This window comes from Streptomyces roseoverticillatus (assembly GCF_000719265.1).
GTDB classification, from domain to species: Bacteria; Actinomycetota; Actinomycetes; order Streptomycetales; family Streptomycetaceae; genus Streptomyces; species Streptomyces roseoverticillatus.
Genome location: NZ_JOFL01000006.1, coordinates 349,742 through 363,013, shown reverse-complemented (window position 1 = coordinate 363,013; position 13,272 = coordinate 349,742). Strand labels below are relative to the sequence as shown.

The 13,272-nt window shown below is 72.9% G+C and carries 11 protein-coding genes; 6 read left to right on the top strand and 5 right to left on the bottom strand.

Annotation, left to right across the window (positions count from 1 at the left end; genetic code table 11):
- The first annotated feature begins 87 nt into the window (after positions 1–87).
- The gene (locus IF61_RS0108810) at positions 88–1,257 is read left to right on the top strand and encodes a methyltransferase (RefSeq protein ID WP_030365717.1); all 1,170 of its coding nucleotides are present in this window, start codon (positions 88–90) and stop codon (positions 1,255–1,257) included.
- Positions 1,258–1,487: 230 nt separating this feature from the next.
- Positions 1,488–2,942 (top strand): hypothetical protein, encoded by a 1,455-nt coding sequence (locus IF61_RS0108805; protein ID WP_030365716.1) that lies wholly within the window; start codon positions 1,488–1,490, stop codon positions 2,940–2,942.
- A gap of 63 nt (positions 2,943–3,005) precedes the next feature.
- On the opposite strand, the gene IF61_RS0108800 is transcribed toward IF61_RS0108805, so the two are convergent.
- Positions 3,006–3,875 carry a class I SAM-dependent methyltransferase gene (locus IF61_RS0108800; protein ID WP_052392527.1) on the bottom strand — a complete coding sequence of 290 codons (870 nt, stop codon included), beginning with the start codon at positions 3,873–3,875 and terminating at the stop codon, positions 3,006–3,008.
- Positions 3,876–4,105: 230 nt separating this feature from the next.
- Here IF61_RS0108800 and IF61_RS0108795 point away from each other — a divergent pair, with 230 nt between their 5' ends.
- Both IF61_RS0108795 and IF61_RS0108785 read left to right on the top strand, forming a co-directional pair.
- A complete protein-coding gene (locus tag IF61_RS0108795; RefSeq protein WP_030365714.1) occupies positions 4,106–4,567 on the top strand; it encodes a hypothetical protein in 462 nt (153 codons plus the stop codon).
- 124 nt (positions 4,568–4,691) lie between these two features.
- Positions 4,692–5,315, top strand: a complete 624-nt coding sequence (locus IF61_RS0108785; protein ID WP_030365713.1) for a TetR/AcrR family transcriptional regulator — start codon at positions 4,692–4,694, stop codon at positions 5,313–5,315.
- Between the two features lie 21 nt (positions 5,316–5,336).
- Here IF61_RS0108785 and IF61_RS0108780 read toward each other — a convergent pair whose 3' ends face one another.
- Together IF61_RS0108780 and IF61_RS0108775 are read right to left on the bottom strand one after the other, a co-directional pair.
- Complete coding sequence (locus tag IF61_RS0108780) at positions 5,337–6,557, bottom strand: FAD-dependent oxidoreductase (protein WP_078660062.1); 1,221 nt, start codon at positions 6,555–6,557, stop codon at positions 5,337–5,339.
- Between the two features lie 118 nt (positions 6,558–6,675).
- Positions 6,676–6,954 carry a helix-turn-helix domain-containing protein gene (locus IF61_RS0108775; protein WP_030365711.1) on the bottom strand — a complete coding sequence of 93 codons (279 nt, stop codon included), beginning with the start codon at positions 6,952–6,954 and terminating at the stop codon, positions 6,676–6,678.
- A 71-nt stretch (positions 6,955–7,025) separates the two neighbouring features.
- Here IF61_RS0108775 and map point away from each other — a divergent pair, with 71 nt between their 5' ends.
- A complete protein-coding gene (gene map, locus IF61_RS0108770; RefSeq protein WP_030365710.1) occupies positions 7,026–7,793 on the top strand; it encodes a type I methionyl aminopeptidase in 768 nt (255 codons plus the stop codon).
- 22 nt (positions 7,794–7,815) lie between these two features.
- Here map and IF61_RS0108765 read toward each other — a convergent pair whose 3' ends face one another.
- Together IF61_RS0108765 and IF61_RS0108760 are read right to left on the bottom strand one after the other, a co-directional pair.
- Positions 7,816–10,338, bottom strand: coding sequence for a bifunctional lysylphosphatidylglycerol flippase/synthetase MprF (locus IF61_RS0108765; protein WP_052392525.1), 2,523 nt, complete (start codon positions 10,336–10,338; stop codon positions 7,816–7,818).
- 28 nt (positions 10,339–10,366) lie between these two features.
- Positions 10,367–11,683, bottom strand: coding sequence for an alpha/beta hydrolase (locus IF61_RS0108760; RefSeq protein ID WP_030365708.1), 1,317 nt, complete (start codon positions 11,681–11,683; stop codon positions 10,367–10,369).
- A gap of 156 nt (positions 11,684–11,839) precedes the next feature.
- Here IF61_RS0108760 and IF61_RS0108755 point away from each other — a divergent pair, with 156 nt between their 5' ends.
- Positions 11,840–12,799 (top strand): 2OG-Fe(II) oxygenase family protein, encoded by a 960-nt coding sequence (locus IF61_RS0108755; RefSeq protein ID WP_157848562.1) that lies wholly within the window; start codon positions 11,840–11,842, stop codon positions 12,797–12,799.
- The last annotated feature ends 473 nt before the right edge of the window (positions 12,800–13,272 follow it).

The window sequence follows — 13,272 nt, the reverse complement described above, 5'->3', positions numbered from 1 at the left end:
GGTCCGCGGGGCGGGGCACGTACGGACCCGCGCTACGGGGCGGCCGTGCTCACCTGCACCAGGGGTCTCGACTAGCCTGTGGGCACAATGAACCGTTTGATGACGCCGTGGGGCGAGCTGGTCCTGACCCGTTCCCCCGAGGACCCCCGCGACCAGCTCCGTGCCTGGGACGCCGCCGATGAATACCTGCTCCAGCACCTGGCGGGGAGCGCGGAGAGCGCCGACGGCCCCACGGACCTGTCCGGCACCGTGGCCGTGCTGGGCGACCGGTGGGGCGCGCTGACCACCGCCCTCGCCCGGCAGGGCGCCCGGCCCGTGCAGATCACCGACTCGTTCCTGGCCCGGCAGGCCACGCTGCGGAACCTGGAGCGCAACGGCGTCGACGCCGGAGCCGTCACGCTCCTGTCGACCCGGGACACCCCGCCGGACCGCATCGACGTCCTGCTGGTCCGCGTGCCCAAGAGCCTCGCGCTCCTGGAGGACCAGCTGCACCGGCTCGCGCCCCGGCTGCACGCCGGGAGCGTCGTCGCCGGTGCGGGCAAGGTGACGGAGATCCACACCTCGACGCTCAAGCTGTTCGAGCGGATCGCCGGCCCCACCCGCACCTCGCTGGCCGTGAAGAAGGCCCGGCTCATCTTCTGTTCGCCGGACCCCGCGATCCCGCGGTCCAGGAGCCCTTGGCCACACCACTACGCCCTGCCCCTGGGCATCGGGCCGGCGTCCGGGCTGACGGTCGCCAACCACGCCGGGATCTTCTGCGCCGACCGCCTCGACATCGGCACCCGGTTCTTCCTGCGCAACCTGCCGCGGCGGCGCGGCCCGGAGCGCGTCGTGGACCTCGGCTGCGGCAACGGCATCGTCGGGACGGCCGCGGCGCTGGCCAACCCGCAGGCCGAGGTGATGTTCGTCGACGAGTCCTACCAGGCGGTGGCGTCCGCCGAGGCCACGTTCCGGGAGAACGCGGGCCCGCGGGCGAAGGCCGAGTTCCGGGTGGGCGACGGCCTGGCGGGCGTGCCCGCCGAGTCCGTGGACCTGGTGCTGAACAACCCGCCCTTCCACTCCCACCAGTCGACCACCGACGCGACGGCCTGGCGCATGTTCACCGGGTCGCGCGCCGCGCTGCGCCGCGGCGGCGAGCTGTGGGTCATCGGCAACCGGCACCTGGGCTACCACGTGAAGCTGCGCCGGCTCTTCGGCAACTGCGAGATCGTGGCGAGCGACGCGAAGTTCGTCATCCTCAAGGCGGTCAAAAACTAAACGACTTGGAGCCGGGCGACCCCACTGGCGGGCAGTGATCCAGATCACTGCCCGCCAGTGGTTTAGGACTTCTGAGGGCCCCTGCGGCCATGGCATGATCATGCTGTTACCGGCGGGTAGCCATCCGGTTTCCCGCCCATGCCGTGTGATGCGGGCCGAGGTGTCGACCCCTTCGGCCCGCCCCCACCTCACGCTCCCGAGGATCGAATTTGCGCAAGTCCGCACGATTCATGGCTTTACCCGCCATCACCGCTGCCTCCCTGCTCGCCACCGGGTGCTCCGCGGCCTCCGGGCCGTCCGGCAGTGACCCCGGCGCCGGCACCGAGAAGGCGGCAGCAGCCCGTCCGCCCGCCGCGGAACCCCAGCTCGCCGTCCGGGCCGCGCCCGAGGGCGCGGGCGCCCCGAGCGCCGTGGCCCGCCCCTCCGGCTCCGGTAAGACGGCGCAGAAGTCCGCGCTGAAGGTCGCCTCCTTCGACAAGAGCAGCGGACGCGCCGTCATCTCCGGCGCGGCGAAGCCCCCCAAGGGCGTGGCCCCCGGCCGCACCCCCGCGCCGTCCGGCTCGGCAGGGGCCGGAAGCAGCGCCTCCCCCGAGAAGAGCAACCAGGTGGCCGTCGGCGACATCATCGCCAGCGCACCCGCCCCCGGTGCCCCCGACGGTGTCCTCGCCAAGGTCACCAAGGTGCTCGGCAAGACCGAGCAGGGCACCGAGGTCAACACCTCTCCCGCCACCCTGGGCGCCCTGCTGGGCGACTCCCAGGCCAAGGGATCGGTGCCCGTCGACCCGTCCACGGTCGAGGTCGAGCCGCTCGTCAAGGGCGTCAAGGCCTCGTGGACGAAGACCGGGAACGTGCACTTCGGGCCCAAGGGCGCGAAGGTGCCGCTGGGCAACCTGCGGCTCGACGTCGGCACCTCCATCGCCACCGCCAAGGACGCTCCGGTGTCCGCCGCGGCGTCGGCCTCGGGCTTCGTCCAGCTCGCTCCGGAGGTCGACTTCGCCTACGACGGCGGCGGCGCGGGCTTCGGCGGCACGCCCGCCAGCGCCTCGGTCTCGCTGTCGGGCGACTGGTCCTCCCAGTGGGAGCTCAAGGGCCAGGCGGCCGCCTCGACGGACGGCAAGCCGCTGCGCGTGCCGTTCGCCAAGCTGCACGCCTCGCCGGTCATCCAGGTCGGCCCGGTGCCGGTCGTGGTCAACCTCGGTCTCACCTGCTACCTGCAGGTGGACGCCGACGGCCACGCCAACGTCGACGTCAAGGAGGACCTCAAGGGGGGCTTCCGCGTCGGCGGCGCGTACAACCGCGGCAAGGGCTGGTCGCCGGTCAACACCTCCGACTTCTCGGCCACTTCGCCGCAGGCGTCCGTGACCGCGGCCGGCAAGGTGAAGGCGGCGCTCGGCGCCGAGGCGTCCGTCGGTCTGTACGGCGCGGTCGGGGTGAAGGCCGACGTCGCCCCGTACCTGCGGGCCGAGGCGGAGGGCAGTGCCACGGCGTCCGCCGACGGCAAGGCCTCGGCCACCGGCAAGTGGGGCGCCTACGGCGGGCTGGACCTCGCGGGAGCCCTCCAGCTCCAACTGCAGGTCTTCGGCACGCCGATCTTCGAGAAGCCGATCCCGCTGGGTTCGCTCCACAAGGAGTGGAAGCTGGCGGGCGGCGAGGGCACCGTCTCGACGGGCTCCCGCCGCAAGTAGGTCCCCGCACGCGGGGTGAGGGCACCGGTGCGCGCACGTTCCGCGGCGCGCACCGGTGCCCTGCTATTTGGAGGCCCGCAGCGAGTAGACCATCGGGAAGCGCGGGCGGCCCTCCGGGAGCCGGTAGACGGTGGCCTCGCCGCCCCGGCTGCCGCTCGTGTCCCGCGCCCGGACCATGCCGTCGAGGTACTCGAACAGCGTGAAGTCGTGCTCGTGCAGGAACTCCAGCCGCAGGCCCGCCGCGGCGACCGCGCTGACCACGTCGCCCAGGGGGTGCTGCCACTCCACCGAGCGGTTGTGCCGCGTCGGGGCGGCCAGGTCGGCGTACGAGCCCGGCTCGTCGTACGTGAACGGCCCCCGGGTGAAGTAGTCCTCGGCGAAGGCACTGCCGTCCTCGCCCAGGCACATGGCCACCGGATGGAACTCCGCCAGGTACAGGAAGCCGCCCGGCGCCACCAGCTGCGCCGCCGTGCGCGCCCACCGCGTCAGGTCGGGCAGCCAGCACAGGGCGCCGAAGCCGGTGTAGACGATGTCGAAGGTCTCGCCCCGCAGCGCGGCCGGCGCGTCGTACACGTCGGCCTCGACGAACCGGGCCCGCTCCTCGCCCACCTCCGCCGCCAGCGCTCGCGCGGCCTCCACCGCCGGGCCGGAGAAGTCCAGGCCGGTCACCGCGGCGCCCTTGCGGGACCAGGACAGGGTGTCGGTGCCGATGTGGCACTGCAGGTGGAGCAGGCACTTGCCGGTGACGTCACCGACCTCGTCCGCCTCGAACCCGCGCAGGTCGTTGCGGCCGGCCTTGAAGCCCGCCACGTCGTAGAAGGCGCTCTCCGTGTGGAGGGGGACCCGCTCGTCCCACAGCGCGCGGTTGTCCTCGCGCCAGTTCCCGGCGGGGCCGCCCCGCCCGCCGTCCGCTCGTTCGCCGGTCGTCGTCACTCGCACGACGCTAGTGGGGCCGGTTGCGGGCAGGCGAACGAATTTCCGGGGGAGGTGCGCCTGCCGCCCGCACGCCGGGGGGTGCGTGCCGTGGCGCGGCAGGCCGCGCGCACTGCGGGACGGGCGTACGGAGCAGCGGTTCGCGCGTTGTGCTGGGTAGGGAGGAGCAGCACGTCACGGAAGACACGGGCGTGACTGCGGGCGAGGGGTGGGACGGGAAGGAAGGCACGTTGATCCGTCTGGCGCGGGGCGCTACGGGATTCCGGGGGCCGCACGAGGCCCCTCTACCGCGGACCGAGGCGGCGCTGTTCCGGGCCGCCTGTTTCACCGCGGCCATGGAGGCCCGGGGGCGGGCCGGCGAGGTGGTCCCCGGTGAGGTGCAGACGTTCCGCCGGGCGACGCTCAGCGACGGGTACGGCCGTGTGTTCACCGCCCTGGGCCACGTCCATCTGCCGGTGGTCGCCTTCACGACGGACGCGGTCCGCGAGGGCGAGCCGGTGCCCGGGTTCGCGGACCCGCCGCTGTGGGCGCAGGTCTTCGAGACGGCGGGGCTGCGGGTGATGGGGGTCAAGGAGCTGATGACCCCCTTGGAGGAGGTCGACGTCTCGGAGCTGTCGCCGGCCGAGCTCACGGAGATCCGCTACTGGAAGCCCGGGTGCCTGGGTGACGTCCTGTTCAACTGGTGGGACTGATCCCGGGCCGGGATCCGGGCCCCTCCCGGTGGCCCTGCCGCGGGCGGCGCGGTGTACGGTCGGGTGTCGTCCGCGAGGACGGCGGACCGGGCCGGAGCGCGAGAAGAACAGAGGTGGCGTCACGATGAGTCCCCGCCGGAGTGCCGCCCCCGGCGGGCCGACCTTCACGGAGCGAGCGCGCCGGCAGCAGATCGTCGAGAGCACGATCGACCTGATCTCCACGCGGGGGTACCCGGCGGCGTCGCTGTCGGCGATCGCGGAGGCTGCGGGCATCTCCAAGGCCGCGGTCCTCTACCACTTCTCGTCGAAGGACAACCTCACGCGCACGGCGCTGACGCAGGTGCTGGAGCAGTTCACCGCGTACGTCACCGAGCGCGTGGAGCGGGAGGCCGACCCACTGGACGCGCTCGTCGCCTACGTCCGGGCGATGGTCGGCTACCAGCAGGCCAACCGGCGCCATGTGCGCGTGATCACCGAGATGCTCCTCGACGACGAGGGCGGCACGCGGCTGAAGACGCCGGGCTGGCACCGGACCGGCGGCCGCCTGCAGGGCCTGGTGGAGCTGCTGGCGGCGGGGCAGGCGGCGGGCCGGCTGCGCGCGTTCGACACGCGGGTGACGGCGCTCGCGATCGGCGGTGCGATCGACGGGGTGGTCTCCCACTGGCTCGCCGACCCGGAGATCGATCTCGGTGCCGCGGCCGACGAGCTGGTGACGTTCACCCTGAACGCGGTGCGGGCCCAGGACTGAGCCCGTCCGCCGGGAGCGTTCCTACGCCCGCGCGAAGGCGGGCGCGCGCTCGGGCCGTATCCCGATCCCGCCGAGGAACGCGGTGGCGGTGCGCAGGGGACGGGCCCGGCGCAGCAGCCTCATCGGCAGGGGCAGGGTGCCGGGGCGCAGGGTGCCGTCGAGGGCGCTGCGGATCAGCCGGTGTTCGCCCTGCTGCGACTGCTGCAGGAGGGCCGTGGGGAGCGCGCGGCGCTTCTGCACGCGGGCGAGGTCGTGGCCGCGGACCGTGCCCTCGCGCAGCGGCCGGGCGAGGATGCGGGCGGCCGCGACGGCGTCCTGGACGGCGAGGTTGACGCCGACGCCGCCGACGGGCGACATGGTGTGGGCCGCGTCGCCGATGCAGAGCACGCCGTTGCCGTGCCAGCGCGGGAGCCGCCCCATGGACACGTCGAGCAGTTTGACGTCGTCCCAGGAGCCGATCGCGGCGGTCACGCCGGCGTCCCAGCCGAAGAGGCCGCCGAGCCGGTCGCGGAACCACTGGATGTCGTGGGAGCGCAGTTCCGCGTCGCGGCCCTTGGCGATGAGGTAGGAGGTCTGGAAGTACGTGCCGCGGTCCATGGTGACGGCGGCCTGGCCGTCGCGGAAGCGGGCGAAGACGCGGCCGTCCTTGATGCCGCCGCGGGGCGCGTCCACGCGGACCTGCCACACGTCCATGGGGACGTCGAACTCGTCCGGGACCAGGCCGGCTTCCCTGCGGACGACGGAGCGGCGGCCGTCGCAGCCGACGGTGAGGTCCGCCGCGATCTCTCCGGGGGTGCCGTCCTCGGCGGTGTAGCGGACGCCGGTCACCCGGCCGCCTTCCCCGCGCAGGCCGGTGACCTCGGTGCACATGCGCAGGGTGAAGGAAGGCTCGGCCGCGGCGGCGCTCGCCAGCAGGTCGAGGAAGTCCCACTGGGGGACCATGGCGATGTACTTGTGGCGGCCGGGGATGCGGCGGAAGTCGGCCGCGACGACGGTGGTGCCGGCGAGCTCCATGCGCATCTCCTCCAGCTTGGGGAAGGGGAGCTCCGCGAACCGCTCCCCGAGGCCGAGCTCGTCGAGCAGGCGCAGGGTGGAGGGGTGGACCGTGTCGCCGCGGAAGTCGCGCAGGAAGTCGCGGTGCTTCTCCAGGACGGTCACGCGGATCCCGGCCCTGGCCAGCAGCAGCCCCAGCATCATCCCTGCGGGGCCTCCGCCCACCACGCAGCACGTCGTGCTTTCCATGCGTTCCGCCTCTCGCCGAGCATGACTCTGACCGATCGGTCAGTAATCTAACCGATCGGTCAGTCGTTGTCGCGCGAGGGCCGGAAGAGCCGTCAGGAACGGGGCCGCCCGGCCCTTTTCACGCCGTCAGCGCGTCACGCTCCTCCGCGTCGGCGCCCGCCGCGGCAGCGGCCGCCAGCTCTTCCATGGACAGGCCCAGCACGGAGGCCAGCGCCGCGATCGTGAAGAAGGCGGGGGTGGGCGCACGGCCGGTCTCGATCTTGCGGAGCGTCTCCACGGACAGGCCCGCGGCGGCAGCGATCTCCACCATGCTGCGGTCGCCGCGCGCCTGGCGGAGCAGGGCGCCGAGCCGCTCGCCGCGCCGCCGCTCCCATGGGGTCAAGGGGGTCCTCACCATGGGGCGGATTCTAGACCGTGATACTAATACCGGTATAAGAATTGGTGACGAGCCAGGGGAGTTCCGGAACCATGGTGGAGATCAAGACCGACGGCGAGCTGGACGCCATGCGCGAGGCGGGCCGGATCGTGGCCAACGCGCTGGCCGCCGTCCGTGACACGGCGAAGTCGGGCGTGACGCTGCGGGAGCTGGACGAGGCGGCGCACGCCGTCATCAAGGACGCGGGGGCCCGCTCCCCCTTCCTCGGCTACAAGCCCGACTTCGCCCCCACGCCGTTCCCGGGGGTGATCTGCGCGTCCGTCAACGACGTCATCGTGCACGGCATCCCGGGCGACTACGCGCTGCGCGACGGCGACCTGGTCAGCATCGACTGCGGTGCCAAGCTCGACGGCTGGACGGGCGACGCCGCCATCAGCTTCGTCGTCGGCACGGCACGCCCGGCCGACACCGCCCTGATCGACGCCACGCAGCGGGCGCTGGACGCCGCCATCGCAGCGGCCGTCCCCGGCAACCGCATCGGGGACATCTCCCACGCCGTCGGCACCGTCGCGCGGTCCGGGGGCTACGGCATGCCCGCGGACTTCGGCGGCCACGGCATCGGCCGGGAGATGCACGAGGACCCGCACGTGCCCAACCGGGGCCGTCCGCGCCGGGGCATGACGCTGCGGCACGGCCTGGTGCTCGCGCTGGAGCCGATGCTCATGGCGGGCGGCAGCAACGCCTACCGCACGGACGCCGACGGGTGGACGATACGCACCGCCGACGGCAGCCGCGCCGCGCACATCGAGCACTCGGTCGCCATCACCAAGGACGGCCCGCGGGTGCTGACGCTGCCGTAGGACACGTCCTGGACAGCCCGGCTCAGGCGGAGAACTGCCGCATCAGCCGTACGCCCTGGGCCGCCGTCATGTGCGGCAGGTACGCCTTGCCGATGGCGCGGGTGATGGCGGGCAGGGCGGCCGGGTCCGGGTAGGCCATGTACATGGGGTGGTACTGCGGCTGGAACTTGGACTTGAAGTTCAGCAGCGACCGGAAGCCGTAGACCGGTTCGAGGACCTTGCCCCCGTAGTCGAGGATGCGCTGCAGGGCCGCCGGGGGTTCCTCGGTGGCCTTGCGGGCGAGAGGGGCGCCCGAGAGGCTGAGGAAGCGGGCGCCCTCCTCCTGGAAGCCGAGCGCGGCCGAGGCGATGAGGAACTCCATGGAGCCGCGGAAGCCGGCGGCCCGGCGCCGCATGAAGTCCAGCGTCCAGCCGGCCGGCCGGCCCGCTTCGTACACCGGCATCCAGCTGGTGATGCCGTGCACGGTGCGGTCGCCGTCCACGGCGATGAGGCAGCGCACGGCCGGGTCGTCGAGCTCCTCCAGGCCGCCCAGGGTGAAGCCCATCTCCGGCAGGCCCTTGTCGGCGACCCACTCCTCGGAGATGGACCGGATCTGGTCGGTGAGGGCGACCGGCGCCTCGGGGTAGGACCACCACTCGGCGGTGATGCCCTCCTTCTTGGCCTTGTTGAGGGCGGTCCGGACGTCCTGCCACTTCTTGCCCGTGAAGGCGAGGCCGGGCAGGGGGACGACGGTGTCCTCGGCGACCTGCACCGAGCGCCAGCCGAGCGCCTCCGCCGCGGCGCGGGCCTCCTCCCCCACGCTGTAGAAGCACGGCGTCCAGCCGCGCTCGTCGCAGTGGCGCGCGAAACCGCCGACGGCGGACGCCCGCGCGTCCGGCGCGCCGAACGGCTCGCCGGTGGTCAGGGCCACGGTGGCGATCACCCGGTAGGCCACGGCGGAGCGGCCGGCCGCGTCGAACCAGTAGTAGTTGCCGTCCCAGGTCGTCAGGAACGACAGCGTCGAGCCGCCGTGTGCGGTGAGGAGCTCGCGGGCGCGCACGGCGGCGTCGGCGTCGGTGTGCAGGCGCGGGCGGCGGAAGGTGACGAGCAGCGCCACGAGGGTGACGAGCCAGAAGGCCAGCCCGCAGTAGTGGAACAGGGCCTGGGCCGTGCCGCCGACCGGGACCGGCCAATCGGTGAAGGTGGCGAGCAGGGTGGGCGGCAGGAACTCCGACGCCAGCCCGGAGAAGAGCACCGAGGGCGTGGCCGCGGGGTCGTACTGGTCGCGTGCGGCGTAGCCGATGCCCACGTACGCGGCGCAGGCCAGCACGAGGGAGCCGCCGGCGACGGCCGCGAGGCCGCGGGTCGCGGAGCGCGGGAGCCGCAGGCCGAAGCGGGCGCGGGTGACGATCAGGAGGGCCACGATGAGGACGGGCAGCAGCATCTGTTCCGCGAAGGCCTGGGCGTACGTCGAGCGCTCGGCGGGCTCGGCCCAGCCGGCGGGGTGGCTGAGGAAGTCGTGCAGCCACCAGGAGAACAGGGCGATCCAGGCGAGGTGGACCAGCACCGCCAGAGTCCAGGCGAGCCGCAGCCCGCGGCGCAGCCCTTCCGCGAGGACGAGCATCAGCGCGGGAACGAGGACGGCCATGACGGCGGCGGGCGAGTCGTAGAAGTTCCGCAGGGCGTGCACGAAGTGGCAGTCCTCGGCCGAGGCGGCGCACGCATCGGCGACCTCCTGGCCGGTGGGCTGGACGGAGACGTAGATCTGGAAGGAGTTGAGCGGCCCGTAGGCGTCGCGGTAGAGGATCGCGACCATGGGGCCGATGGCGGCGGCGGCCACGACGAGCGCCACGAGGACGCGGGCCTCGGTGTGGGAGGAGTGCCGCAGGCGCAGCGGCCCGGCCCGGCGGTACAGGACGGCGCCAAGGAGGAGGCCGACGGCGGCGCCGCCGAGGCGCAGGACGCCCTGGAGATGGCCGACGTAGAGGGTCATGACGAGGGCGAAGGCGACGATGCCGAGGCGGGTGCGGCGCCGCCACAGGGCGGTGAGCCGGTAGCTGAGGACGCCGCCGACGGCGAGCGCGCCGACGGTCGGGGAGACGGCGAGGTAACCGGCGAGCTCTTCCAGCCACCACTCCCCCGCGACGTTGCCGAGTTGGACGATGCCGGTGCCCAGCAGCGTGCCGAGGATCTGGCCGCCGATGAGGACGGCTGCGGTGCGGGCGACGCCCAGGCGCCGCTCCGAGGGGGTGACGAGCAGCAGGACGATGGCGGTGGCGCCGAGGTAGCCGCCGAGTCCGGGGCACCACAGCAGGGAGCTGACGGGGGTCCACCAGCGGCCTTCGGCGAGGGCGGGGACGCCGGCGCCGATGTGTTCCATGCGGTGCCGGCTCGGTCCGCTGCCGAGGCTTCCGGTGACCGCTCCGACGATCCACAGCACGGCGAGGAAGCCGAGGGTGAAGGGGGCGTGCCGGACGGGGGCGAGCAGCCGGTCGAGGGTGACGCGCCAGGGGTGGGTGCTGTCGCCGGGGGTGGGCGCGGGCGGCGGGGCGGTGGTCTCGCTCATCGGATCGGCCCTGCCTCACGGGAGTGGCTCATCGGGTCAGCCCCGTCTCGCGGGAGATCCAGGGGAGCTGGCGCTCCAGGCCGGGCCGCCAGACCTGCCAGCTGTGGCCGCCGGGGAGCAGGACCCACTCGGCCCGCATGCCGGCCTTGACGGCCGCGTCGTAGACCTTGCGCTGCTGGGGGCGGTAGGTGCTGTCGCTGCCGCCGGCGACGAAGGCGGCCTTGGTGTCAGGGAAGCGCTGCCGGGCCATCACGTCGAGGGGATTGACGGCGGTGAAGGCCGCGGTGTCGCCACCGAAAGCTTTGCCGACGGTCTTCTCCCGGCTGCCGAGGGTGGGGGCCTCCTGGCCGGAGATGTCGTTGACGACGCCGTAGACCTGCGGGGCGTTGACGCCGAGCTGGATCGAGCAGGTGCCGCCGAAGGAGATGCCGGAGATGACCCAGGAGGTGCGGGCGGGGGCGACCTGGAGGTGCGAGCGGATCCAGTCGGGGACGTCGGTGGCGAGGTAGGTCTGGACGTTGCCGAGCCGGGAGTCGAGGCAGAGGGTGTTGGCGAACTGGGAGCCGAGCGGGTCCACGACGACGACCACGGGCGCGAGGCCGCGGTGCTCGGCGGCGAAGGCGTTCATCATGTCGACGAGGCGGCCCGAGCTGATCCAGTCGTCGGGCGATCCCGGCTGGCCGGCCATGAGGACGACGACCGGCAGGAGGGGTCGCGGCGTGGCCCGGTAGGCGGGCGGCAGGTAGACGTAGGCGCTGCGGGCGTGGAAGCCGGATCTGATGCCGGGGACGGACGACTTGGAGAGGGTGCCGCGCTCGGCCATGCCGGCGGGCGGGCGCCAGACGTCAGCGACGGTCCTGCCGGCGGGGACGCGCAGGACGGGTTCGGTGCGCCCGGTGGCCTCGGTGATGCTCGTGGTCTTGGTGAGCCAGGAGTTGAGGGCGCTGCGGGCGGTGGGGTACTGGTCGAAGTGCCGGTTGATCTCGGAGGCGCCGAGGAGGACGACGAGGAGGCCGGCGAGGACGGCGCCGGCCCAGTGCCGCGGGCGGAGCAGCGGGATGCGGAAGGCGGCGAGGCACACGCCGAGGACGGCGATCCCGGCCCAGACCACCACGCCGGTGGGCAGGGGGTCGGGGAAGGGCTGCCACCAGTCGTCGACGGCGGTGCGCAGGAGCCAGGTCGCGGCGGCGGCGAGCAGGACGGCCGCCGGGGCCCACCGGGTCCACCAGGTGCGGCGGCGGGAAAAGAGGAGCGCCGCGAGGGCGCACACTCCCACGGCCAGGAGGGCGACCGGAATCCATCCGCTCACCAGGGACCAGTCCAGCGGGCCTGCGGAGATCTGCATCCATCGCACCTCCCTGAAAATGCTACATATCTCCATAAATGCAGCAACTCAGGAAGGTGTGCCACGGCTCTTGCCAGTGGCCCGGCCCGGTGGGAGATTCTCGGATGGCCCGTCGGCCGGTTCCGCCGCATGCGTTTCCCGAAAAGGAGATGCCCCGTGCCCACAGCGCCGAAAGTGAGCGGCAGACCGAGCGCACTCGATCTGCCCCAGGCCCCCGACGGATTCCGGAAGGTCATGAAGGCGCTGCGCGCCCGGCCTCCGCTGCGCAGCGCCCGGCTGCCCGCGGAGCCGCCCTGGCACAGCCGGTTCGTCGCGCCCCGCGCGGCCGTACCGCGGGTGTCGCTGCGGGAGTTCGGGTATCACGACGGCGAACTCCTGCGGGCGAAGGGGCGCGTCGACGACACGGCCGTCGCGGGGCCGTGGCGCCTCCTGACGGACGAGGGGCTGGAGCGGCTGACCGCGGTGTGCGAGCAGCTCGAAGCGGCGGCGCAGGACGCGGGGTTCACCGCGACGCGGCGGCTGCGCGCCGCCGATCTCCTCTCGCCGTTCCTCGCCAACATGATCCGCGACCGCGAATTCCTCCTCACCTGTTCGCGACTGGTCGGAATTCCGCTGATTCCCCATCCGCTGCGGCTTCCCACGACCCAGATCAATTACGGCGAGGGCGGGGGCCGGCAGGGCGGCGTCCGCTGGCACCGCGACGGCATGGACTACGTCTTCACGATTCAGCTCAGCGGCTACGACGACTACGACGGCGGTCGCTTCACCTACTTCCGGGGGCGTACCGACGAATTCCCCGGGCCGGTGGCGGATGATTCCCGGTTCCGCGAGGCGGATCTCGGCGAGCGCGGCGCGACGCTGTTCCTCCACGGCAGCCGAATCTTCCACGCGGTCACGCCCGTGACGAAGGGCCACCGGGTGACGCTGGTGATCTCACTGTTCTGCCCGTATTTTGCCCGCCAGGATTCGAATACGTTCTGGCATCTCGCGGCCGACGACGGCATTGCCGCCACCGTGCCCTGCTGGCTGCGCCTGAAGTGGCCCGTAAGAAACCCGGCCGTGGACTTCGGCCTGCGTTCCGCGAGCCCGGTCATCACCTGGGACGACCTGCACTGACCGCTGCCGCTCCCCGGCCCCTCCCCGCATTCCCTCCGCCCTGCCGCAGGCCGCGCGAGCCTGCGGCAGGGCGCGCGCACGGGCACGCGGAGCGGCCGGGAGGCGCATTCCCGTCCTCCGGCGCGCTCCCTCGCGCACACGCCCGGCCGCAATGCCGCCGTCCGGGAAGAGTGCCGGGCGCCACTGGAAAAGAGCGGGCCACAGATCATCGGGCGCGCCGAGCCCCTTCCCGGCCCGGTCCGTAACGGCCGGTGAGGTCCTGGCAATTGATCCATGCCATGCACATGCATATCCGGAAGGGGCATCGGCGGCGGCATTTTCCGCATGTTCCCTGGTGGCGCCGGAAACCCTCGATCCCCGCAAGGCCGGCCGCCTCGTTCTCGAACAGGAATCCATACCGTTCATGCGCTAATACCAGCAGTCCCGATCAAGTAATACGCTCCGAAAAAAGTGGCCGGAACGAATATCCCCCG

Coding starts and splice junctions, on each gene's coding strand:
- IF61_RS0108810 (WP_030365717.1), top strand. CDS start 88: ATGAACCGTTTGATGACGCCGTGGGGCGAGCTGGTCCTGACCCGTTCC.
- IF61_RS0108760 (WP_030365708.1), bottom strand. CDS start 11,683: ATGCAGATCTCCGCAGGCCCGCTGGACTGGTCCCTGGTGAGCGGATGG.
- map (WP_030365710.1), top strand. CDS start 7,026: ATGGTGGAGATCAAGACCGACGGCGAGCTGGACGCCATGCGCGAGGCG.
- IF61_RS0108785 (WP_030365713.1), top strand. CDS start 4,692: ATGAGTCCCCGCCGGAGTGCCGCCCCCGGCGGGCCGACCTTCACGGAG.
- IF61_RS0108775 (WP_030365711.1), bottom strand. CDS start 6,954: ATGGTGAGGACCCCCTTGACCCCATGGGAGCGGCGGCGCGGCGAGCGG.
- IF61_RS0108805 (WP_030365716.1), top strand. CDS start 1,488: ATGGCTTTACCCGCCATCACCGCTGCCTCCCTGCTCGCCACCGGGTGC.
- IF61_RS0108780 (WP_078660062.1), bottom strand. CDS start 6,557: ATGGAAAGCACGACGTGCTGCGTGGTGGGCGGAGGCCCCGCAGGGATG.
- IF61_RS0108765 (WP_052392525.1), bottom strand. CDS start 10,338: ATGAGCGAGACCACCGCCCCGCCGCCCGCGCCCACCCCCGGCGACAGC.